Source organism: Streptomyces sp. NPDC048255 (assembly GCF_040652415.1).
GTDB lineage: Bacteria > Actinomycetota > Actinomycetes > Streptomycetales > Streptomycetaceae > Streptomyces.
The window spans coordinates 91,845-113,297 of sequence record NZ_JBEZMA010000013.1 but is presented as its reverse complement, the minus strand read 5'-3'; the positions used below and the strand labels follow the sequence as shown (position 1 = coordinate 113,297).

Here is a 21,453-nt window from a genome sequence, read left to right as displayed (position 1 = left end):
TTCGGGCGCGGTTGCAGGCGCGGTTTCGGGCACGGATTCGGGCGCGGTTGCAGGCGCGGTTTCGGGCACGGATTCGGGCGCGGTTGCAGGCGCGGTTTCGGGCACGGATTCGGGCGCGGTTGCAGGCGCGGTTGCGGTTGCGGTTGCGGTTGCGGTTGCGGTTGCGGTTGCGGTTGCGGGCAGCAGGTGGGCCGGGATGTCGAGGTGGCGGGCGCGGAGCCATTCGCCGAGGGCCTTGGCCTGGGGGTCGAAGCGGTGGCCGGAGGCGACGCCGTCGCCGAGGATGCGCTGGATCTGGAAGTTCAGGGCGCGGAGGTTCGGGAGCACGTGCCGGGTGACGGGGAGACCGCGGGTCTCGGGGAGCAGGCCTCGGAGGACTTCCACGGTGAGGGTGCGGTGGAGCCAGTCCCAGGCGGCGGCCGATTCCACCCACACCCCGATGTTGGCGTCCCCGCCCTTGTCGCCGCTGCGGGCCCCTGCCACGGCGCCGAGCGGCGCGCGGGTGGTGGTCCCTGCGGGGCTCTCCCCCACCCCGCCCCTTCCCGAAACCGGGGGCTCCGCCCCCAGCCCCCCGTCCCGGGGCTCCGCCCCGGACCCGGCGGGGGCTCCGCCCCCGGGCCCCCGCGCCTCAATCGCCGGCGAGGCTGATCTTTCGGGCGGGGTGGTGGCAAGGCCCCGCGCTGCGGGGATCCGCAGCCGGGTGCCGTCCGGGAGGACCGCTTCGTGGGGGACGGTCGACGCCGGGACGTGGGCCGAGGTGAAGACCCCGTACGGCTGGGCCGGGCCCGGTGGGGCCGTGACGTGGAAGCCCGGGTAGCTGCCCAGGGCGAGTTCCACGGCCGCCGAGGTCAGGGCGCGCCCGACGCGGTCCGGGGACGGGTCGCGGACGACCAGGCGCAGCAGGGCGCTCGCCGTCTCCTCCGTCGGGGCGTCCTCGTGGTCCGTACGGGCCAGGGTCCAGGCGGCGTCGGCCACGCCGTCCAGGGCTTCGGACAGCTGGGCGCGGACCAGGGCGGCCTTCGCGTCGATGTCCAGGCCGGTCAGGACGAAGACCACCTCGTTGCGCCAGCCGCCGATGCGGGTGATGCCCGCCTTGAGGGTGGGCGGCGGGGGTTCGCCGAGCACACCCGAGACGCGGACGCGGTCGGGGCCGTCCCCGGCCAGCCGGACGGTGTCCAGGCGGGCGGTCACGTCTGGGCCCAGGTAGCGCACGCCCTGCGTCTCGTAGAGGAGTTGGGCGGTGACCGTTCCGGTGGTGACGGCTCCGCCCGTGCCCGGATGCTTGGTGATCACCGATGTCCCGTCGGCGGAGATCTCCGCGAGCGGGAAGCCCGGGCGGCGGACGTCGTGCGCGGTGAAGAAGGAGTAGTTGCCGCCGGTGGCCTGGGTGCCGCATTCCAGGACGTGGCCCGCGACCACCGCCCCCGCCAGCCGGTCGTAGTCGTCGTCGGCCCAGTCGAACCACCAGGCCGCCGGGCCGCTGACCAGCGCCGCGTCCGTGACCCGGCCGGTCACGACCACGTCCGCGCCGGCCCGCAGACAGGCCGTGATGCCGGCGCCCCCGAGGTAGGCGTTGGCCGTCAGCGCCCCTTCCTCGTAGGGCATCAGGTCGTCGCCCTCCACGTGCGCGACGGTGACGGGCACGCCCGCCTTGGCGGCCAGCGCGCGGACGGCGTCGGCGAGTCCGGCCGGGTTGAGCCCGCCCGCGTTCGCGACGATCCGTACGCCCCGCTCGTGCGCGAGCCCGAGCCCTTCCTCCAGCTGGCGCAGGAAGGTCTTGGCGTAGCCGAGGTCCGGGTTCTTCAGGCGGTCACGGCCGAGGATCAGCATCGTCAGCTCGGCCAGGTAGTCCCCGGTCAGCACGTCCAGCGGGCCGCCGGTCAGCATCTCGCGCAGGGCGTCGAAGCGGTCCCCGTAGAAGCCGGAGGCGTTGCCGATGCGCAGCGGACGGCGGGACGCCGGACTGGGGGACACCGGGCTGCCGGTCACGGGACTGCGGGTCAGCGGGCTGCGGGACACCGGGCTGCCGGTCGGCGGGCCCCCGGTCATCGGCCGGCCTCCGGTGCCCGCCCCGGGCCCGCCGGGCCGGCGAAGGCCTGCGCGATGTCCAGCCAGGCGTCCGCGTCGGGGCCGGTCGCGGTCAGCGCCAGGTCGGCCCGGTGGGCGCGCTGGGTCACCAGGAGGCAGAAGTCGAGGGCCGGGCCGGTGATCCGCTGCGCGGCGTCCGGCGGGCCGTACGCCCACACCCCGGAGCCGCCCGGGACCGCCAGCTCGACCCGGAACTCCGCGGCGGGCGCGGGCAGTCCGCGTACGGCGTACGCGTAGTCGCGGGCCCGTACGCCGATCCGGGCCACGTGGCGCAGCCGGGCGGTCGGGGCGCGGCGTACGCCGAGCGCGTCGGCGACGTCCTGGCCGTGCGCCCAGGTCTCCATCAGCCGGGCGCTCGCCATCGAGGCGGCTTTCATCGGGGGCCCGTACCAGGGGAAGCGGGTGTCGGGCGAGGCGGCGGCCAGCGCCTCGTCGAGGGCGGCGCGCCCGGCCCGCCAGCGGGCCAGCAGTTCGGCGGGCGGCAGCGCCGCGCCTTCCTCCGCGCCCTCGTCGACGAAGGAGTCGGGGGCTTTCAGGGCCTCCTCCTCGACCATGCGGCCGAAGCCGGCGGCGTCGGTCAGGGAGAGCAGCGCGGCCCGGTCGGTCCAGTGCAGGTAGGCGATCTGGTGCGCGATGCTCCAGCCCGCCGCAGGAGTGGCCCGGGCCCAGTCGCCCTCGGGCAACTCCCCTACCAGCCAGTCGAGTTCCCGCCCCTCCTCACGCAGATCGACGAAGACGGCAGCGGCGTCGGTGGCATCGGAAGCAACGGCATCGACTGCGGACGGATCGGGCACGGGTGCGCTCCCCTCTCGGCGTGAGGGGAAGAGTGGCAGCCTCCACCAAAACAATCAAGCACGCTTGCATGATTTGGCGGGGATCCGGCGCGTTCCCGCCACCGCCACCAACACCCGTACGGCAAAACCGACTTGGGGCGACGCACGACGACCGCAGGTCCCGCCCCACTCCGTCCACCCGGTACGGAGGGGGCGATTCAGGCCGTAACGGCGAAACTCGCGATACGTCACCGGATGTCCCGTCGATACTGGACGTTCCGCTCCGGGCCCGGGCGAGCACACCACGTTCATGTCACTCGACACAGAGGATGAACCGACGTGACCGCAGCCGGACGAACCCCCTCCTCCCTCTACCCCGAACTCGACTCGACCGCCCTCGGCGCCTTCGTCGGCGCCCTGGAGAGCGGCGACGTCACCGGCCTCTCCCCCGCCCGCGCCGCCGAGGTCGCCGAGTCCCGCGCCGGCGTCGTCTTCACCCGCGGCAAGGTGACCGGCGCCGACGGCGACCTCCTCGACGCCGCGCTGTGGCGGCACACCGGGGTCCAGCCGCGGCCGGTGATCATCATGCCCTCGCCGTGGACCGACCTGGGCTGGCTGGCGTACGCCGTCCAGGCCACCCTCTTCGCGATCCGCGGCTACGACGTCCTCGCCTACTCCGCTCGCGGCTTCGCCGGCTCCCAGGGCCAGGTCGACGTGGCGGGCCCGCTCGACGTCGCCGACGGCAGCCGCGCCCTGGACCACCTCGTCGAGCGCAGCGCCGGCCCGGTGACGAAGATCGGCTTCCTCGGGGACTCGTACGGCTCCGGCATCAGCCAGCTGGTCGCCGCGCACGACACCCGCGTCGACGCGGTGGTCGCGCTGAGCAGCTGGGGCGACCTCGGAGAGGCGTTCTACGAGAACTCCACGCGCCACGTCGCGGCCGTACGGGCCCTGCTCGCCGCCGCCGCGAAGGCCCGGCTGAGCCCGCAGACGCAGAGCGTCTTCGACAACGTGCTGGCCGACCGCGACATCCGCGGCACCCTGCGCTGGGCGGAGCCGCGCTCGCCCTTCACCCACATCAAGGAGCTCAACCGCCGCCAGGTCCCGGTCTTCTACTCGCACGCCTGGCACGAGACGCTCTTCCCGTCCAACCAGACCCTGAAGGTGTTCAACGAGCTGACCGGCCCCAAACGCCTCGCCCTCTCCATAGGCGACCACTCCGGCCCCGAGGCCTCGGGCATGCTCGGCCTGCCGAACCGGATCTGGACGGACGCCCACCGCTGGTTCGACCGCCACCTCAAGGGGATCGACAACGGCATCGAAGCCGAGGGCCAGGTGCTGAACGAGGTCATGTGGAACAAGACCCTGGAACCCCGCCCCACCTGGCACTCCGTCACCGAGGAGGTCCGCAGGCTGCACCTGGCGGACGGCGGCGAGCTGACCGAGGAGCCGGAGGCCGGCTGGACGGCGGGCGTGCTGTGCGGGATGGACACCCCGGCCACCGTCGCCGACTCGGTCGTCACCTCCGGCTACCCGGAGATGGCCGGCCGCCCGAAGGTCTACCCGACCGCTGACATCGACCGCTCCGTCGCCGCGGTGTGGGCCTCGGCCCCGGGCCGCGAGACCACCCGGCTACGGGGCACGCCCCGGCTGCGCGTCACCTACCGGGCGGCGAACCCGGGCTCCACCTTCGTCGCGTACCTGCTGGACGTGGCACCCGACAACACCGCCCACATCGTCACGCACGCCCCGTACACCGACCTAGACTCCCCGCCGGACAGCCTGATCAGCGCGGACATCGACCTCCAGGCGACGGCGTACGACGTCCCGCGCGACCACCGCCTGATGCTGGTGATCGACGCCCGCGACCCCTTCTACGGCGACGCCAACCTCCCCCGCGCGACGCTGGCGTTCACCTCGCCGGAGGCGACGCCTTCGTACCTGGACCTGCCGCTCGGATAGGCCGGACAAGTCGAACAGGCCGAACAGATCGGACAGTCGGACAGAGGTCGTACGCCCGCCCTGCCGGACCCCCGTGCCGGCGGGGCGGGCGTACGTGCGTGGGTCACCTCAGGGGCGAGGGCGGAAGTCCATCGTCCAGTTGTGGATCCAGGTGTCACCCGCGTCGGCGGAGAAGAACTGCTCCCAGCGGGGAGAGCCGGTCTCGATGTCCGACCACACGAACCGCACCCGGACCGCTTTCCCGTCGTGCGTGTCCGCGCCCTCGAACACTCCGCGGTGGCCGTCGAACCGGCCGACGACGGGCGGGAAGAGGACGCCGGTGCGGCGGCTCGACCAGTACAGCGACCACTCCTCGCGCTCGGGGTCGTAGAGACGCAGCGTCAGACCGCCGAAGCCCTTCGTCGGGAAGTCGATCTCGTCGAAGCTGGCGCCGCCGTCGAAGTGACGGGAGGCGCGGGAGACGGCCGGGAACTCCTCCCACGCGCTGTCGGAGTCGAGGAAGTCGGTGCGCCAGCGGTTGGTTACGTCCCAGCTGCCGACGAGGAAGTCGAAATCGTTCATGGAAGGACGGTAGGAGCACTCCACTGACACCATGTGTCAGTGAAGTCGAGCCGCTTGCTGTCGATCCTGCTCCTCCTCCAGACCCGGGGGCGGATGACCGCCGCCGAGCTCGCGGGCGAGCTGGAGGTGTCCGTCCGTACGGTCTACCGCGACGCGGAGGCGCTGGCCGCGGCGGGCGTCCCGCTGTACGGGGACGCCGGGCACAGCGGGGGCTACCAGCTGCTCGCCGGCTACCGGACCCGGCTGACGGGGCTCAGCACGGGCGAGGCGGAGGCCCTGTTCCTGACCGGGATGCCGGGGGCGGCGGCGGAACTGGGCCTCGGACGGGCCCTGTCGGCGGCCCAGCTGAAGCTGCGGGCGGCGCTGCCGCCGGAGCTGCGCGCGCAGGCGGACCGGATGCGGCTGCGGTTCCACCTGGACGCGCCGGGCTGGTACGCGGAGCACGAGGAGACCCCGTACCTCGCGCAGGTCGCCGACGCCGTGTGGCGGGGCCGGGTGGTCGAGGTGCGCTACCGCAGGTGGAAGGAGCCGCGGGAGGTCGAGCGGCGCCTCGCCCCGTACGGTCTGGTCCTGAAGGCGGGCCGCTGGTACCTGGTGGCGGGCCCGGACGGGGCCCGGACGTACCGGGTCGACCAGATCCTGTCGGTGACGGAGACGACGGAGACCGCGGACCTCCCGGAGGGTTTCGACCTGGCGGCGCACTGGCGCCGGTCCCAGGAGGACTTCCACGCGCGGCTGTACCCGGAGGAGGCGGTGGTACGCCTCTCCGCGCGGGCGGCGGACCGGCTGACGGGCCCCCAGGCCCGCGCCCTGGCGGCCACCGGCCGCCCGGACCCGGAGGCTCCCGGCTGGACCCGCGCGACCCTCCCGATCGAGTCGGCGGACCAAGCGGAGGCCCAGTTCCTGGCCCTGGCCGCGGACGCGGAGGTCCTCTCCTCGCCCGCCCTCCGCGCCCGCATCAGGGCCGCACTGGCCGCCATGACGGCCGTGTACGACGACCGCTAGGCCCTGGCCCTCGTCCTGGTCCTGGTCCTGGTCCTGGTCCTGGTCCTCGTCCTGGTCCTGGTCCTGGTCCTGGTCCTGGTCCTGGTCCTGGTCCTGGTCCTGGTCCTGGTCCTGGTCCTGGTCAGCAGACCTTGCCCGGCTCGGCCTGAGCCGTGGCGCGGAGGAGGTCGCGCAGGAGGGTGAAGTCGACCCTGGCGGGGTTGCGGAAGCGGAGGCAGGCTTTGCCCATGTCGTGTGCGGCCAGGCGGTCCGCGAAGGCGTCGCGGATGTCCGTACGCATCAAGTAGAAGGAGATGTACTGCTTCTGGTTCGCCCAGGCGATCTCCCCGGCCTCGGCCCCCGGCCGGACGTACGCGGGCATGCCGTAGGCGATGTGCTCCTCGAAGCCCGTCAGCTCCGACAGGCACAGCTCCCGCAGCCGGGTGAGGGCCTCGCGGCGCTCGTCGGGGACTCCGGAGAGGTACGTGGTCACAGGGTCAACGGGGTCCATCAGGCAGCCTCCGCCTTCTTGCCGATCTGGGAGCGGACCGCGCCCATGCTGGCCGCGATCACGAGGGCGATGGCCAGGGCGTCCAGGGCGGACATGGCCTGGTTCAGGACGAGGAAGCCCGCGGTGGCCGCGATGGCCGGTTCCAGGCTCATCAGGACGGCGAAGGTCGGGGAGGGCATCCGTCGCAGGGCGAGCAGTTCCAGGGTGTAGGGCAGTACGGAGGACAGTACGGCCACGCCCACGCCCAGGGCGAGGGTGCTCGGGACCAGCAGGTCGGAGCCGGCTTCGACGATGCCCAGCGGGAGCGAGAGCACCGCGGCCACCGCCATGGCCAGGGCCAGGCCGTCCGCCTGCGGGAAGCGGCGGCCGGTCCGCGCGCTGAAGACGATGTACGCGGCCCACATCGCGCCCGCGCCGAGCGCGAAGGCCGCGCCCAGCAGGTCGAGGCCGCCGAAGCCGCCCCCGCCGTGGCTGGACAGCAGCACGACCCCGGCCAGGGCCAGGCCCGCCCACAGCAGGTTCACCAGGCGCCGGGAGACGATGACCGACAGGGCCAGCGGGCCGAGGACCTCCAGGGTGACGGCCGGACCGAGCGGGATCCGGTCCACGGCCTGGTAGAAGAGGCCGTTCATGCCGGCCATGGTGAGGCCGAAGACGACGACCGTGCCCCAGTCGGCGCGGGAGTAGCCGCGCACCTTGGGCCGGCACAGGAGGAGCAGGACGAGCGCGGCGGCCGCGAGGCGCAGCGTGACCACGCCCGCCGCGCCGGCCCGCGGCATGATCATGACCGCGAGGGCGGCGCCGAACTGCACCGAGATGCCCGCCGAGATCACCAGCGCGACCGGCCCGAGTCCGCGGCCGCGGACTCGGCCGCCGCCGAGGTCAGCGGCGGGGCTGCCCACGGGGAGCGGAACGGAGGCTTCCGCGGAAGGGGCGGCGGTCGTCGAGGGCGAGGAGGGTGCGGGCATTTATCCAGATTACGGGGTGGGTAAGGGCCGTACTCCCGTGTTTTGCCTTACATGTTCGCTACGGCTGCGTGTCGGCCCCGCCCTCCGCCCCCGCGTCGAGTGCCTGATCCAGCCCCTCCGCCAGCAGTTCCGCCAGGTGCCGGGGCCGGTGGCCGCCGCCGCCCAGCTGGGTGATCTGGGTCCGGCAGGAGAACCCGTCCGCCTGGACCAGGGCGTCCGGCGGGGCCGCCCGCAAGGACGGGAGCAGCTGTTCCTCCGCGCAGGCCACCGAGACCTCGTGGTGGCCCGGCTCGAAGCCGAAGTTGCCCGCCAGGCCGCAGCAGCCGCCGCTGAGCTCGCCCACCAGCCCGGCGCGCTCGCGCAGCCGCCGGTCGGCGCCGTCGCCGAGGACGGCGTGCTGGTGGCAGTGGGTCTGGCCGACGACCGCCCGGTCCAGGCGCGGTGGCCGCCAGGCCGGGGCGTACTCCTCCAGGGTCTCGGCGAAGGTCCGCACGGCGGCCGCGAGGCGGGGTGCGCGGGGGTCGTCGGGGAGCAGGGCGGGGAGGTCGCCGCGCAGGGCCGCGGCGCAGCTGGGTTCCAGGACCAGCACGGGCCCGCGGGTCCCGCCCGGGGCGTTCGGCCCGGCCGGCGCGTCCAGTTCGTCCAGCGCGTCCAGGGTGCGGCGCAGGACCTTGCGGGCGCGGTCGAGGCGGCCGGTGGACACGTAGGTCAGGCCGCAGCACACCCGGCCCGGGGGGACCGCTACGCGGAGTCCGGCCGCCTGGAGTACGCGTACCGCTGCGCGGCCGGTGGCGGGGCTGAGGTACTCCGTGAAGGTGTCGGGCCACAGGGTGACGGTTGCCTCGCCCCTGCGGGGAGCCTGGCCCGTGGGCGGAGCCTCGCCCCTGCGGGGAGCCTGACCGTTGGGCGGAGCCTCGCCCTCGGGCGGAGCCTGGTCCCTGCGGGGCGCCTCGCCCGGCCTCATCTGGCCCTGCGGGCGGCTCCCGGGCTCTGCCCGGACCCGCGCCTCAAACGCCGGCGGGGCTGGGTTCGGCCCTGGCTCCGCCCCCGGCTCAGGCCGTACCGGCGGGGCTGGGTTCGGCCCTGGCTCCGCCCCCCTTCGCCACCACGTGCTGAACGTCTGGTCCGCCAGGGGCGGGAGGGTGCGGGGCGGGGTGCGGGTCAGGCCCGGGACGGGGAGGTGGCGGGCCAGGGCGTTGGCCGCGCGCGGCCCGCGGAGGGCGGTGATCAGGCGCAGCCAGGCCGGGAGGCCGCCGAGGGTGTAGTGGGACAGCGGGCGGATCCGGCCGGCCCAGTGGTGGTGCAGGAACTCCGCCTTGTACGCGGCCATGTCCACGCCCACCGGGCAGTCGCTGCGGCATCCTTTGCAGCCCAGGCACAGGTCCAGCGCCTCGGCCACCTCCGCCGAGCGCCAGCCGTCGGTGACGACCTCCCCGGCCAGCATCTCGTGCAGCAGCCGGGCCCGGCCGCGCGTGGAGTGCTGTTCCTCGCCGGTGGCCCGGTAGGAGGGGCACATCACCCCCGGCCCGCCCGGCTCGGCCGTACGGCACTTCGCGACCCCCACGCACCGCGCGACCTCCCGGGCGAAGGGCGTCGGCGGGAGCACGGCGAAGCGCAGGTTCTCGTCGAGGCGCCCCGGCCGGACCAGCATGCCGGGGTTCATGCCGCCCGCCGGGTCCCACACGTCCTTGTAGGCGGCGAAGAGCCCGACCACCTCCGCCCCGTACATCCTCGGCAGGAGTTCCGCGCGGGCCTGCCCGTCCCCGTGCTCCCCCGACAGCGAGCCGCCGTGGGAGATCACCAGGTCGGTCAGCTCCTCCGAGAACGTCCGGAAGCGGGCCACCCCGCCCGCCGACACCAGGTCGAAGTCGATCCGTACGTGCACGCAGCCCTCGCCGAAGTGCCCGTACGGGGATCCGCGCAGCCCGTGGGCCGCCAACAGACCCCGGAACTCGCGCAGGTACGCCCCCAGCCGGGCCGGCGGCACGGCGCAGTCCTCCCATCCCGGCCAGGCCATCGAGCCGTCGGGCATACGGGTCGCCGTGCCGGCGGCGTCCTCGCGGATCCGCCACAGCGCCCGCTGCCCCGCCGGGTCGGTGACGACCACCGCGTCGAGCGCGTCCGCGGCCCGTACGAGTGACCTCGCCGCGCCCTCGTCCCGCATCTCCACGAACAGCCAGGCCCCGCCCCTCGGCAGCCCCGCGGCCCCGCGCACCAGATCCTGCGCCATCCCCTCGACCGTCAGCGGGCCGAAGGGCAGCAGCCCCGCCGCCGCGTCCGCCGCCGCGCTCTCGTCGGCGTACCCGAGCACCGCGAGCACCGGCGCGCGCGGCGCCTCCACCAGGCGCACCACGGCCTCGGTCACCACCCCGAGCGTGCCCTCGCTCCCGCAGAACGCCCGGGCCGTCTGCACGCCCCGCTCGGGCAGCAGGGCGTCGAGGCCGCCGTAGCCGGAGATCCGCCGCGAGAAGCCGCCTCCCATTCCGGTCCGGAGCACCGCCAGGTTCCCCGCGACCAGCTCCCGCAGCCCCGCCGGGGTCCCGGCCCAGCCGGTGGAGATCCGGTGCGAGGAGCCCCCGTACGCGGTCACCGCGAGCTCGGCCACGTTGTCGGCTGTGGTGCCCCAGGCCACCGAGTGGGCCCCGCACGCGTTGTTGCCGATCATGCCGCCGAGGGTGCAGCGGGAGTGCGTGGAGGGGTCGGGCCCGAAGGTCAGCCCGTACGGGCGCACCGCGTCCCGCAGCCGGTCGAGGACCAGACCCGGCTGGACGACCGCGGTGCGGGCCGCCGGGTCCACGGAGACCAGGGCGTTCATGTGCCGGGTGAGGTCGAGGACCACGCCCAGGCCCGTGGCCTGGCCCGCGATGGAGGTGCCGCCGCCGCGCGGGACGACCGGGACCCCGGCCTCGGCGCACACCCGGAGCGCGGCCGCCACGTCCTCCGCGTCCCGCGGGGCGACCACGCCGACGGGGACCCGGCGGTAGTTCGAGGCGTCCATGGTCACCAGCGCCCGCGCGGCGGCGCCGAAGTCCACCTGCCCGCGCAGTTCCGCCCGCAAGGTCCGTTCGAGTTCACCGGGTGACGTCACGGTGCAAGCCTCCCACCGCGGCCGTTCGTCTCATCGGGTGGACGCGCCTCCGGAGCCCGGTCCGCGACCGGCTACGCTCCGCTCGTGGCCGAGATCCAGATTCCCGCTGACATCAAGCCCGCCGACGGACGCTTCGGCGCGGGCCCCTCCAAGGTGCGGACCGAGGCGCTGGACGCCCTCGCCGCCACCGGAACCTCCCTGCTCGGAACCTCGCACCGCCAGGCCCCGGTCAAGAACCTGGTCGGCTCGGTGCGTCAGGGCATCCGGGACCTCTTCTCCCTGCCCGAGGGCTACGAGGTGATCCTGGGCAACGGCGGCTCCACCGCCTTCTGGGACATCGCGACGCACGGGCTGATCGAGCAGAAGTCCCAGCACCTCACCTTCGGTGAGTTCTCCTCCAAGTTCGCCAAGGCCGCCAAGCTCGCGCCGTGGCTGGACGCGCCCAGCGTGATCTCCTCCGAGCCGGGTACGCACCCCGAGCCGGTCGCCGAGGCGGGCGTGGACGTGTACGCGTACACCCACAACGAGACCTCGACGGGCGTCGCGGCGCCCGTCAAGCGCGTTGCGGGCGCGGACGCCGGGTCCCTCGTCCTGGTGGACGCGACCTCGGGCGCCGGCGGTCTGCCGGTGGACATCACCGAGACGGACGTCTACTACTTCGCCCCGCAGAAGTCCTTCGCCTCGGACGGCGGGCTGTGGCTGGCGGCGTTCTCCCCGGCCGCCCTGGAGCGCGCCGCGCGCGTGCACGGCTCCGGCCGGCACATCCCGGAGTTCTTCTCGCTGCCGACGGCGATCGACAACTCGCTGAAGAACCAGACGTACAACACCCCGGCGCTGTCCACCCTGTTCCTGCTGAACGAGCAGCTGGAGTGGATGAACAGCAAGGGCGGTCTGGAGTTCACGACCGGCCGTACGGCGGCCAGCGCGCGCAACCTGTACGGCTGGGCGGAGGCGTCGAAGTACGCGACCCCGTTCGTCGTGGACGCCGACAAGCGCTCCGCCGTCATCGGCACGATCGACTTCTCGGACGACGTCGACGCGGCGGCCGTGGCCAAGGTGCTGCGCGCCAACGGCATCGTGGACACCGAGCCGTACCGCAAGCTCGGCCGCAACCAGCTGCGCATCGCGATGTTCCCGGCGATCGACCCGGCGGACGTGCAGGCGCTCACCGCGTGCATCGACTACGTCATCGAGAAGCTCTAGCACTCATACTCGCGGCCCCCGGTGACGTGAGTCGCCGGGGGCTTCGGCTTGCCCGGCCCCCTTGCGGCGAGACGGTGCGTCCGCAGGTGGTGATCGCACGACTACGACACGCTGCCGGCCCTTGTCTTGGTATGCGTCAGTCTGACGTGAATCGGCCGGAACCTGGCTGCCGTTCGGCTCATCTCTGCGATGCTGGAGGCCGATCGAGAGGGGCCGCAGCGATGCAGTGGAAGATCCACGGGGAACGTCCGATCTACGAAAACAAGTGGGTGAACCTGTGGCTCACCGACATCGAAACGCCGGACGGCCACCGCTGGGAACACCACGTCGTCAAGCTCCGCCACCTGGCCGTGGCCGCCGTGCTCAATGACCGCCAAGAGGTCCTGATGATGTGGCGCCACCGCTTCATCACGGACGCGTGGGCCTGGGAGCTGCCCATGGGCCTGGTGGAAGCGGACGAGACCCCGGGCGAGGCTGCCGCCCGTGAAGTCCTCGAAGAGACCGGCTGGCGTCCGGGTCCGATGAAGCCTCTGATCTATGCCGAACCGGCGAACGGCATCACCGACTCCCAGCACCACCTGTTCCGCGCCGACGGTGCGACGTACGACGGGCCGCCGACAGAGAAGAACGAGTCGGACCGCGTCGAGTGGATCCCCCTGGCGGACATCCGGGGCATGATCGACCGCCGCGAGATCGTCAGCAGCGGCTCACTGGTCGGCCTCCTCTACGTCCTGATGGACGAAGGGGTTCGCTGACCCTGCGGGGGAAGCATCGCTCGTAGACGTGCCTCGAAGGCAACCGCGGCCGGCACCTCGCGATAGGGCGCAAGCTGCTCGTAGAACTCGCGAAGGTGCCCGGCCACCCGCTCGGACGACACCGCTGCGGCAGGCACCAGGGCCTCTATCGCCGTGTGGCACGCCTGGTCGAGCTTGCCCCGCTGGAGCTGCGTGCGGGCCAGCCAGAAGGCATGGAACGCCCGGCCGCGCTGGTTCGCGGGGTCCTCCCGCTCCAGCGCATCCGTGATCAGCGGTTCTGCAATCGCTGCCTCGCCAAGACGGCCGTGTGCAATGCCGGTGTCCACGATGAGCTTCGGCTCATCGAAGTACGTCACCCATGCCGGGTCCATGTCACCCTCGCGGATGCGCTCGAACTGACTGTGGGCCTCGGAGATCGCGTTATGCGTCGCCTTCCGGTCCCCCAAGGCCGCGTGGGCGAAGGCTTCGCGCATGGCCAGCATCGCCCGTACTCTCGGCGTCGCCCCGCTGGCGGCACGGGCCTGGTCCTGGGCAGCAGACACCAGTGCAAGCGCGTCCGCCGGCTTGTCCTGGTAGGTCGCTTGCAGACTCATGCAGGCCAGCACGTTGGCCATGAACGGATGGTCGTCAATCTCCCTGGCCAGTTGCAGAGCTTCCGAGAAGTACGCGCGGGCCTGCTGGTACTGCCGGGCGTCGAAGTACGTCCAACCCGTCAGCCGCGCCAGCTCCGCCGCGATGCCGTAGAGGCCGTTCTGTATCGGCGTCGGCCGCTGTCCCTTCAGCAGCCCTTCGACGTATCGCAGCTGGCCGACGACGGCCGGTCGAAGGGGCTCCCCGCCGTGCTCGTCGTCGCGTCGCCAGTAGTCCTCGATCGAGGACCGGAGCGCCTGGAGAGTGGAAGGGCTCGGCTTGGTCCCGGCAGCCAGGGCAAGGATGCTGTCCACCTCCACCCCGGGTAATGCTGCAAGCGGCCTGAGCCCGGCAGGTGGGTGCACCGACGCCGGTGGCTCTCGCTCTGCCACGGCAAGCGCGACCGGCGTTTCCCACTCCCGTCGGGCAAGCCCGAGCATGTGCCCCGGGATGCGCAGCCCGTCTGCAATCCGCTCGATCACGTCCATGTGGAGTAGCTGCCGCTGGCCCGCAATTACCTCCCCCACCCGGCTCGGCGTCAGCTCACACTGGCGCGCGATCATCGACGGGTAGATGCCTGCGCGTGCCTTGACCAGGCGAAAGACCCTCGCGAAGTCGCGCACACGGCACGCGTCGATCATCTCGGGATCGGTGAGCAGACTTGCCGGTAGTTCCTTCGTGCGACGTGACTCGGGCATCGGGCACGCTCCGGAGGAAGACTACGGATCGCTTCAAGGTCTCAACGGACTGTGATGTTACCCAAGTTGGGTAATCCGCTGGGCCTTTCTGGCCCGTCGTACTGATCGCGATGCTTCTGGACATGGCGAAGCGACCGAGGACGACCGCCTTGAACGATTCGGCGGGCACTCCTGACACAGAGCGAACGGCCCTCGAGAGATCCCCTGACCTGGGCATAGAACCCCGCGTCCTGATGAGCATCCGGGTATCGCGGGACTCAGGCCGGACGTGGTCGCCGAGCACGCGGGTCCTGGAAGGCGACCCGTTCGACCTCCTCTCCAACCCCGGCCGCTACCCCCCGTGCGAGTGCCCCCGCTGTGGCGGTACGTCGTCGTCGGCCGGTGCCCTTCGGCCGGCATCCAACCGGATTCCGGCACGAATCCGGAGTTCGCTCGATCCGTGGCCTCGCGCCACCTCCCGTCTCCTCACCGGCCCCGAACAACAGGGCTGGTGAGGCACGCCCCATCGGGGCTGGGCCGGCACCCGTCGGCCCTGGACTTCCAGGAAACGGAGACACACATGGCAGCGCAGAAGGAAGACCTGCTGATCGGCGTCGAGAGCCTGATCAAGGTCCAGGACCGCTTCACCGCTGCGGCGGCGGAGTCCGACTCCACCGGCACCTCCGCGGGCGACGACGGCGAGAACCGCGACGGCCTGAACCTCCCGCAGGAGTAGCACCACCAGCACGCCACAGCACCAACCGGGGGCTCGTCATCACGGCGGGCCCCCGACCCTCACGCCCATGACGCAGACCGGAGGAACACGTGGACCACCACTTCGTCACCGCGATGGAGAAAGCCCTTGGCTGGGACGGCCCCAGGGAACTCGGAGCCGCTTTCGCCCGGGGAACGATCGAGGATCTCGATCTGCTCGATCGCCTGCTCAACCCCAAGAAGCTGCTGGACCTGGTGATGCGCCGCAGCGTCACCACCCCCCAGTTCCGCATCTTCCAGGACGGCGCCGAACTGCACCCTGGCCGCTACATCCACCCCTCCGTCACCCGGCGGGGGCAGGCCATCCCCATGGCCGACATGCACCAGGTCGGCACGCTGATGCGCGAGGGCTGCACCATGGTTCTGGACGAGGTCGACTTCTTCGACCCGGTCATGGAAGCCACATGCCGCGCGCTCCAGTGGTGGGCCCGTGAGCTGGTGCAGGTGAACGCCTACCTGACCACCCAGGACGCCAGCGGCTTCAATCTCCACTGGGACGACCACGACGTCGTGATCGTCCAGCTATCCGGCCACAAGAGTTGGGAAGTCCGCGGCGCCTCCCGCAAGGCTCCGATGTACCGCGACTCCGCCCCCAACTCCGAGCCCAGCGACGAGATCGTGTGGCAGGGCGTCATGGAGCCCGGCGACGTGATGCACATCCCCCGCGGCTACTGGCACCAGGCCACCCGGGACGACCAGGGCGACGGCTACAGCCTGCACGCCACCTTCGGCATCGTGAAGCGCGTCGGAGTGAACTGGCTGGCCTGGCTCGCCGACCAAGCCCGCACGCAGGAGCTATTCCGGTACGACCTGGACCGATGGAACTCGCCTGGCCAGTGGGAGAGGCAGCAGCGGCTCCTGGCCGACGCCGTCGCCGGGCTGCCTGCGAAGCTGACTCCGCAGGACTTCTTCGATGCCCGCGAGCGGGAACGCCTAGCCGCCCGGCATGTCCCGGCCACCGGCCTGTTCGGCAAGCCCGCGGCCGTCGTGTGCGTCACCGACTTCGAGCCCGCGATCGAGCGGCACACCGAAACCGTGGACGTCCTGGCGGCAGGCAAGAAGCTCTCCTTCTCCGGCAAGGCGTACCCCGCGCTCACCCTGCTGCTGAGCGGCCACCCCGTCGACATCGCCGACGCTGCCGAGAAGACCGGCCTGGACGTGGAGCAGCTCGCCGAGATCTTGTTGAAGGAGGAATTGTGCACGGAGCTGACCCCCGCCTTGTCCTCGGCTTACACCGGTCTCGTCACCACCGCGACATCCTGACGGCCGCACTCGACCTCGGCGTCACGGCTCTGGACACCGCGGCTGCCTACCTCGGCTTCCGCTCGCACGCGGTGCTGGCCGAGACGGCTGCTGATCTGCTGCCGAAGTTCGCCCTGTCCACGAAGGTGGGCTTCTTCCCGGGCGCCGGAGGTGCTGAGCACTCCCTCGATCCGAGCCGGCTACGCCTGGCCATCGAGAAGACGGCCCGGGAACTCGGCAGGGAACCTGACACCGTGCTCCTCCACAACCCCGAACAGAGCCTCGCGGGCATGTCCCCGGCCGACGGCCATGCCCTCCTCGGCAGCGCTTGCACCGCCCTGGTCGACGCGGCCCGCGACGGCCTGTGCCGCACTTGGGGTGTGTCTTCCTGGGACACACGGCCGCTCGGCATGGCCGGGGTGGAAGACCTGCCGTCTCCGGACGTCCTCATGGTCCGGGCCGGGTTCCTCGTAGGCATCGACCTCCTCGACACCATGGCCGTCCTGCGCAATGCCTGGCAGGCAGGCGAGACCTGGGGCATGAGCCCCTTCGGGGGCGGCAACGGGAAGGTCTGGGAGGACTTCGACCCTCGCCCGTTCCTCCGACCGCCCCACGATGGCTTGTCCCGCGTACAGGCAGCATTTCGTACGGCATTCCACCTGCCGAGCGCTGCCGCGGTGGCGGTCGGCACCGACGACCCCGCTCACCTGGCCCAGCTGCTCCAGGCCCTGGGCGCGGAGGTGGACACCACCGCCGTCAGTCAGTACCTGCGCGCCCTCCATGGGCTCCGTCAGAGCTGAAGCTCGGCCACCAGGCGCTCGGCCTCCTTCCGGGCCGGCACCAGCAGCGGATCCTCCTCGTACGCGTGGGGTCCGACGATCTTCGACAGGAAGAACAGCGACATCAGCTTGCCGTCCCGGCCCTCCAAGTCCGCACCTCGCTCCCGGTGGACGCGGTCCGCGAGCGCCGGGACGGCCAACGCATTACCCCACAGCGTCGCGGCGTCCAGGCCCCGGGGCGCCATGCCCCAGTCCTCCCAGTCGATGATGGAGAACTCCGGTCCCATCACGTTGGCCCAGGTCAGATCCGCATGAGCCGGCGCCCACCGCTCGATCCGCGTATCGGCAATCCCGGGGAAGACCTCGCCGAGTGTCTGCGTCACCTGCTCCTGGGTGATCGTCACCGTGTCCGGCGTCGCGATCCGCGGTGTCTGCTGTTCAGCGAGGGCGTCAAGCGAGGCGTTCAGCGCCTCCCACCACGCGTCCGGCAGCCCCGGGTCTTCGAGCACCAGGGCGCCCTTGGCGACAGACGGCGACGCAATCAGCTCCAGCTCATCCGCACGCCACATCACCGGCTCGCCCCGCTCACGCCACGCCACGCCCTGGTACCACTCGGGCATCGCGACCCCTTGCAGCACGGCGGCAGCCTCCGTCCCGTTCCAGCCCTGCGGGCCGATCCGCTCGAATCCCCGCCGCTCGATACGCACCCACGTATCCCGTTCTGTGCGGCCACCCAAGGAACGGCGCTTACGTACCAGCGCCTGCCTATCCAAACGCACGTGCAGGGCCTCTTCCACGCGCTCCAGCACGTCTTCGACCGGCTGACGACGCAGGTCCACTCGGGCAGCGGCAGGCAGGGAAACAGCCATCACGACCTCCTCGGCGAACGAAAGACCGTAGCAGCAGACGGCCCGGAGACTTGCCCGGTCCGCCAACACTGACCGCCCGGCAATGTCTGAGTCCGCGAGCGCAACGCCCCGCTGGGGCCGCCGAGCGGCCGCCCCGACGGGAGCTTCGACCCTCGCCTCCGGCTATTGGCCGGGCAACTCCGGGAAGGCGAACGACCCCCGGTCCGCGCGGCCGCCGCATCCTCCCTCGCACCGCCCGTCCCGGACCGCGGCAAGACCCCCGACATCGGCACCCCGGGCCGCCACCGGGACGCCCGCGTCGTCGTGTTCGTCCACCTCACGGGCAAGGCACGGGCCGTCACGCGATACCTTCAGGAGGTTCGGGGCAGGTTCGAGGGCCCGGCATTCTTGAAGGCGGCACAGCATGGAGGCAGCGGCGTGAGCGTGCGAGTGACGGCGGCCCAGAGCGGCGTGGACCCCTTCGGCACGGCCCGGCTGCGGCGCGGGGTGCTCGACGCCTGGGGCGCGGGCCCGGCCCGGTTCCGCGAGGACGCCAACGCCGAGGAGGACCTGGCGCTCGGCGGCTACCGGGACCGGCTCGTCGTCGAGCTGGCGCAGAACGCCGCCGACGCCGCGGCCCGCGCCAAGGTGCCCGGCCGGCTGCGGCTCACCCTGCACGCGGCAGGGGCCGGCCACGCGGTGCTGGCCGTCGCCAACACCGGTTCCCCGCTGGACGCGACGGGCGTGGAATCGCTGAGCACGCTGCGCGCCTCCGCCAAGCGCGAGCCCGCCGCGGCGGACGGCCCCGCGGGCGTGGGGCAGAGCGTCGGCCGGTTCGGCGTCGGGTTCGCCGCCGTCCTCGCCGTCTCCGACGAACCCGCCGTACTGGGCCGCCACGGCGGGGTCCGCTGGTCGCTGGCCGAGGCCCGGGAGCTGGCCCGCGGCGCCGCCGTCGGCAGCCCCGGCCTCGGCGACGAGCTGCGCCGCCGCGACGGCCACGTCCCGCTGCTGCGCCTCCCGTTGCCCGCCGAGGGCACCGCCCCCGACGGCTACGACACCGTCGTCGTGCTCCCGCTGCGCGACGCGGCCGCCGCGGACCTCGTCGAGCGGCTGCTGGCCGGCATCGACGACGCGCTGCTGCTCACCCTGCCCGGGCTGCGGGAGATCGTCGTGGAGACCCCCGCGGCACCCACCCGTACCCTGCTGCGCCGCGACGAGGGCCCGTACACCGTCGTCGAGGACTCCCTGACGGGCACGAACCGCTGGCGCACCGTCCGCCACGGCGGCCCCATCGAGAAGGCGCTGCTCGCCGACCGGCCGGTGGAGGAGCGGCTGCGGCCCGCCTGGGCGGTGTCCTGGGCCGTGCCCGTCGACACCGACGGCGCCCCGCTGCGCCCGGCCACCGCGCCCGTGGTGCACGCGCCGACGCCCACAGACGAACCGCTGGGCATCCCCGCCCTGCTCATCGCGACCCTGCCGCTGGACACCAGCCGCCGCCACCCGGCGCCCGGTCCGCTGACCGACTTCCTCGTGGAGCGCGCCGCCGACGCGTACGCCGAACTCCTCGGCGCCTGGGACCCGGTGACCACCGCGCTGGTGGACCTCGTCCCCGGCCCGCTCGGCAAGGGCGAGCTGGACGGGGCCCTGCGCGCCGCCGTGCTGCGCCGGCTTCCCCGTACGGCCTTCCTCGCCGCCGCGGCCCCGCCCGAGCACGCCGAGGAGCGGGCCGCGCTGCGCCCCTTCGAGGCCGAGGTGGTGGAGGGCGCGGGCGCCGACACCGTACGGGTCCTCGCCGAGGTCCTGCCGACGCTGCTCCCGGCGGGCCTGGAGCGCCGCCCCGAGCTGCGCACGCTGGGCGTGGGCCGGCTCCCGCTGGGTGACGCGATCGAGCGGATCGCGGGCATCGAGCGGACCCCCGATTGGTGGCACCGGCTCTACGACAGCCTCGCCGGGGTCGATCCCGACCGGCTGTCCGGGCTGCCCGTGCCGCTGGCCGACGGCCGCACCGCGATCGGCCCCCGCCACCTGCTGCTGCCCGACGCGGACCTGGCCGCGGCCGCCGGCACCGACCTGGCCCGGCTGGGCCTGAAGGTGGCGCACCCGGAGGCGGCGCACCCGCTGCTGGAGAAGCTCGGCGCCCTGCCCGCCACCCCGCGGGCGGTCCTGACGACCCCGCAGGTGCGGGCGGCCGTCGCGGCCTCGCTGGACGCGGGCGAGATCTGGGACGAGGACGCCCTCGACCCGGAGGAGCTGGCCGAGGTGGTGCTGGGGCTGGTCCGCGACGCCGAGCTGGCCCCCGGGGACGAGCCCTGGCTGGGCGCGCTGGCCCTGCCCGACGAGGACGGCGAACCGACCCCGGCGGGCGAACTGCTGCTGCCCGGCTCCCCGCTGGCCTCCGTTATCCGCGAGGACGAGGTCCCGCACGTGGACGCCGAGCTGGTCGAGCGCTGGGGCCCGGGCCCGCTGACCGCCTGCGGGGTGCTCGCGGAGTTCCAGCTGGTGCGCGCCACCGACCTGGTCCTGGACCCGGATGAACTGGAGCCCCGCGAGGGCGACTTCGCGGAGCCGGACGACGCGGGCCTGCTGGACGCGGTGGACGTGTGGTGCGAGGACGTACTGGACCAGCTGCCGGAGCTGCCCGTGCCGCCGGTGGCGACCGAGCTGGTGGCCGTACGCGACCTCGACCTGGTCGACGACGACTGCTGGCCGCAGGCGCTGGCGATGCTGGCGCAGCCCCCGCTGCGGGACGCGCTGACCCAGCCCGTGCGGATCCTGCTCCCGGACGGCACCACCCAGTCCGTGCGCCCGTACACCGCGTGGTGGCTGCGCGACCACCCGGTGCTCGACGGCCGCCGCCCGGCCGGCCTGCGCGCGGCGGGCGGCGACCCGCTGCTGGAGGGCCTGTACACCCCGGCGGACGCCACCGGCTTCGAGGACGAGCAGGTCCTGCGGGCGCTGGGCGTACGGACCACCGTGGCCGCCCTGCTGGAGGAGCCCGGCGGCGCGGCCGAGCTGCTGGGCCGGCTGGCCGACCCGGACCGGGAGGTGACGGGCCGCCAGCTGTACGGCCTGTACGGGGCGCTGGCCGACCTGGACCCCGAGCAGGTCACCCTGCCGGACGAGCTGCGGGCGGTGGTGGACGGCGAGGTCACCGTGGTGGACGCGGCCGACGCGGTGATCGCCGACGCCCCGGACCTGCTGCCGCTGACGGCGGGCCTGCCCCTGCTGCCGGTCACTCCGTCCCGCGCGGCGGACCTCGCGGAGCTGCTCCAGGTGCGGCGCCTGTCGGAGACGGTCCCGGCGGAGGTCACCACCCCGGGCGAGGAGCACGAGGTCCCGGAGCCGGTGCTCCTGCTGCTGGGCCCGTCGGCGCCGCTGACGTACGTCGAGCACGAGGAACTGATCGCGGGGGGCATCGAACTGGACTGGCGCCGCACCCCGGACGGCACCCTCCACGCCTCCACCCTGGAGGGTGTGGCGGCGGGTCTGGCCTGGTCGGCGGGCCAGTGGCCGCGCCGCTTCGAGGTCGCGGCCCTGCTGGAGGACCCGTCGCGCACGGCGGAACTGGCCCGCGACCGCTGGTTCGACTAGGAGGGCGGCGGGCGGCGGC

The 21,453-nt window shown here is 73.2% G+C and carries 16 protein-coding genes; 8 read left to right on the top strand and 8 right to left on the bottom strand.

The window, feature by feature from the left end; translation table 11 throughout:
* Window positions 1–1,887 (bottom strand): acyclic terpene utilization AtuA family protein (locus AB0D94_RS13900; protein ID WP_362050792.1); only part of this gene is annotated, 1,887 nt, incomplete at its 3' end.
* A 158-nt stretch (window positions 1,888–2,045) separates the two neighbouring features.
* Entirely contained in the window at window positions 2,046–2,882 is an 837-nt protein-coding gene (locus AB0D94_RS13895; RefSeq protein WP_362050644.1) for a TIGR03084 family metal-binding protein, read from the bottom strand.
* A 318-nt stretch (window positions 2,883–3,200) separates the two neighbouring features.
* On the opposite strand from AB0D94_RS13895, the gene AB0D94_RS13890 reads away from it, so the two are divergent.
* Complete coding sequence (locus AB0D94_RS13890; protein ID WP_362050642.1) at window positions 3,201–4,823, top strand: alpha/beta fold hydrolase; 1,623 nt, start codon at window positions 3,201–3,203, stop codon at window positions 4,821–4,823.
* Between the two features lie 108 nt (window positions 4,824–4,931).
* Here the strand turns inward: AB0D94_RS13890 and AB0D94_RS13885 are convergent, their stop codons facing one another.
* Window positions 4,932–5,384 (bottom strand): hypothetical protein, encoded by a 453-nt coding sequence (locus AB0D94_RS13885; RefSeq protein ID WP_362050639.1) that lies wholly within the window; start codon window positions 5,382–5,384, stop codon window positions 4,932–4,934.
* 39 nt (window positions 5,385–5,423) lie between these two features.
* Between AB0D94_RS13885 and AB0D94_RS13880 the strand changes: the two genes are divergently transcribed.
* Window positions 5,424–6,389 carry a WYL domain-containing protein gene (locus AB0D94_RS13880; RefSeq protein ID WP_362050636.1) on the top strand — a complete coding sequence of 322 codons (966 nt, stop codon included), beginning with the start codon at window positions 5,424–5,426 and terminating at the stop codon, window positions 6,387–6,389.
* Window positions 6,390–6,510: 121 nt separating this feature from the next.
* On the opposite strand, the gene AB0D94_RS13875 is transcribed toward AB0D94_RS13880, so the two are convergent.
* The 3 genes from AB0D94_RS13875 to AB0D94_RS13865 are packed head-to-tail and all read right to left on the bottom strand — an operon-like array spanning window position 6,511 to window position 10,845.
* Window positions 6,511–6,879, bottom strand: coding sequence for a DUF1801 domain-containing protein (locus tag AB0D94_RS13875; RefSeq protein WP_362050633.1), 369 nt, complete (start codon window positions 6,877–6,879; stop codon window positions 6,511–6,513).
* A complete protein-coding gene (locus tag AB0D94_RS13870; RefSeq protein ID WP_362050630.1) occupies window positions 6,879–7,847 on the bottom strand; it encodes an EamA family transporter in 969 nt (322 codons plus the stop codon). The genes AB0D94_RS13875 and AB0D94_RS13870 overlap by 1 nt, the downstream gene beginning before the upstream one ends.
* Window positions 7,848–7,905: 58 nt before the next feature.
* Window positions 7,906–10,845 carry an FAD-binding and (Fe-S)-binding domain-containing protein gene (locus AB0D94_RS13865; RefSeq protein ID WP_362050789.1) on the bottom strand — a complete coding sequence of 980 codons (2,940 nt, stop codon included), beginning with the start codon at window positions 10,843–10,845 and terminating at the stop codon, window positions 7,906–7,908.
* A 174-nt stretch (window positions 10,846–11,019) separates the two neighbouring features.
* On the opposite strand from AB0D94_RS13865, the gene serC reads away from it, so the two are divergent.
* Window positions 11,020–12,138 (top strand): phosphoserine transaminase, encoded by a 1,119-nt coding sequence (gene serC / locus AB0D94_RS13860; RefSeq protein WP_362050627.1) that lies wholly within the window; start codon window positions 11,020–11,022, stop codon window positions 12,136–12,138.
* 221 nt (window positions 12,139–12,359) lie between these two features.
* Window positions 12,360–12,893, top strand: coding sequence for an NUDIX hydrolase (locus AB0D94_RS13855; protein WP_362050624.1), 534 nt, complete (start codon window positions 12,360–12,362; stop codon window positions 12,891–12,893).
* On the opposite strand, the gene AB0D94_RS13850 is transcribed toward AB0D94_RS13855, so the two are convergent.
* On the bottom strand, window positions 12,863–14,221 hold the full coding sequence (locus tag AB0D94_RS13850; protein ID WP_362050621.1) for a helix-turn-helix domain-containing protein: 1,359 nt from the start codon (window positions 14,219–14,221) through the stop codon (window positions 12,863–12,865). The genes AB0D94_RS13855 and AB0D94_RS13850 overlap by 31 nt on opposite strands.
* A gap of 559 nt (window positions 14,222–14,780) precedes the next feature.
* Between AB0D94_RS13850 and AB0D94_RS13845 the strand changes: the two genes are divergently transcribed.
* From AB0D94_RS13845 to AB0D94_RS13835, 3 genes are all read left to right on the top strand, one after another.
* Window positions 14,781–14,936 carry a hypothetical protein gene (locus tag AB0D94_RS13845; RefSeq protein ID WP_157853303.1) on the top strand — a complete coding sequence of 52 codons (156 nt, stop codon included), beginning with the start codon at window positions 14,781–14,783 and terminating at the stop codon, window positions 14,934–14,936.
* Between the two features lie 89 nt (window positions 14,937–15,025).
* A complete protein-coding gene (locus AB0D94_RS13840) occupies window positions 15,026–16,237 on the top strand; it encodes a cupin domain-containing protein (protein ID WP_362050617.1) in 1,212 nt (403 codons plus the stop codon).
* Window positions 16,171–17,016 carry an aldo/keto reductase gene (locus AB0D94_RS13835; RefSeq protein ID WP_362050614.1) on the top strand — a complete coding sequence of 282 codons (846 nt, stop codon included), beginning with the start codon at window positions 16,171–16,173 and terminating at the stop codon, window positions 17,014–17,016. Before AB0D94_RS13840 ends, AB0D94_RS13835 begins: the two co-directional genes overlap by 67 nt.
* Here AB0D94_RS13835 and AB0D94_RS13830 read toward each other — a convergent pair.
* Window positions 17,007–17,864 carry a hypothetical protein gene (locus tag AB0D94_RS13830; protein WP_362050611.1) on the bottom strand — a complete coding sequence of 286 codons (858 nt, stop codon included), beginning with the start codon at window positions 17,862–17,864 and terminating at the stop codon, window positions 17,007–17,009. The two genes, AB0D94_RS13835 and AB0D94_RS13830, sit on opposite strands and share 10 nt — an antisense overlap.
* Before the next feature lie 417 nt (window positions 17,865–18,281).
* Here AB0D94_RS13830 and AB0D94_RS13825 point away from each other — a divergent pair, with 417 nt between their 5' ends.
* Window positions 18,282–21,434, top strand: a complete 3,153-nt coding sequence (locus AB0D94_RS13825; protein WP_362050608.1) for a molecular chaperone Hsp90 — start codon at window positions 18,282–18,284, stop codon at window positions 21,432–21,434.
* Window positions 21,435–21,453: the final 19 nt, after the last annotated feature.

Excerpts from the sequence above, each read along its gene's own strand:
- AB0D94_RS13850 (WP_362050621.1), bottom strand. The coding sequence starts at position 14,221 with ATGCCCGAGTCACGTCGCACGAAGGAACTACCGGCAAGTCTGCTCACC.
- AB0D94_RS13855 (WP_362050624.1), top strand. The coding sequence starts at position 12,360 with ATGCAGTGGAAGATCCACGGGGAACGTCCGATCTACGAAAACAAGTGG.
- AB0D94_RS13865 (WP_362050789.1), bottom strand. The coding sequence starts at position 10,845 with ATGGACGCCTCGAACTACCGCCGGGTCCCCGTCGGCGTGGTCGCCCCG.
- AB0D94_RS13845 (WP_157853303.1), top strand. The coding sequence starts at position 14,781 with ATGGCAGCGCAGAAGGAAGACCTGCTGATCGGCGTCGAGAGCCTGATC.
- AB0D94_RS13870 (WP_362050630.1), bottom strand. The coding sequence starts at position 7,847 with ATGCCCGCACCCTCCTCGCCCTCGACGACCGCCGCCCCTTCCGCGGAA.
- AB0D94_RS13875 (WP_362050633.1), bottom strand. The coding sequence starts at position 6,879 with ATGGACCCCGTTGACCCTGTGACCACGTACCTCTCCGGAGTCCCCGAC.
- AB0D94_RS13885 (WP_362050639.1), bottom strand. The coding sequence starts at position 5,384 with ATGAACGATTTCGACTTCCTCGTCGGCAGCTGGGACGTAACCAACCGC.
- AB0D94_RS13830 (WP_362050611.1), bottom strand. The coding sequence starts at position 17,864 with ATGGCTGTTTCCCTGCCTGCCGCTGCCCGAGTGGACCTGCGTCGTCAG.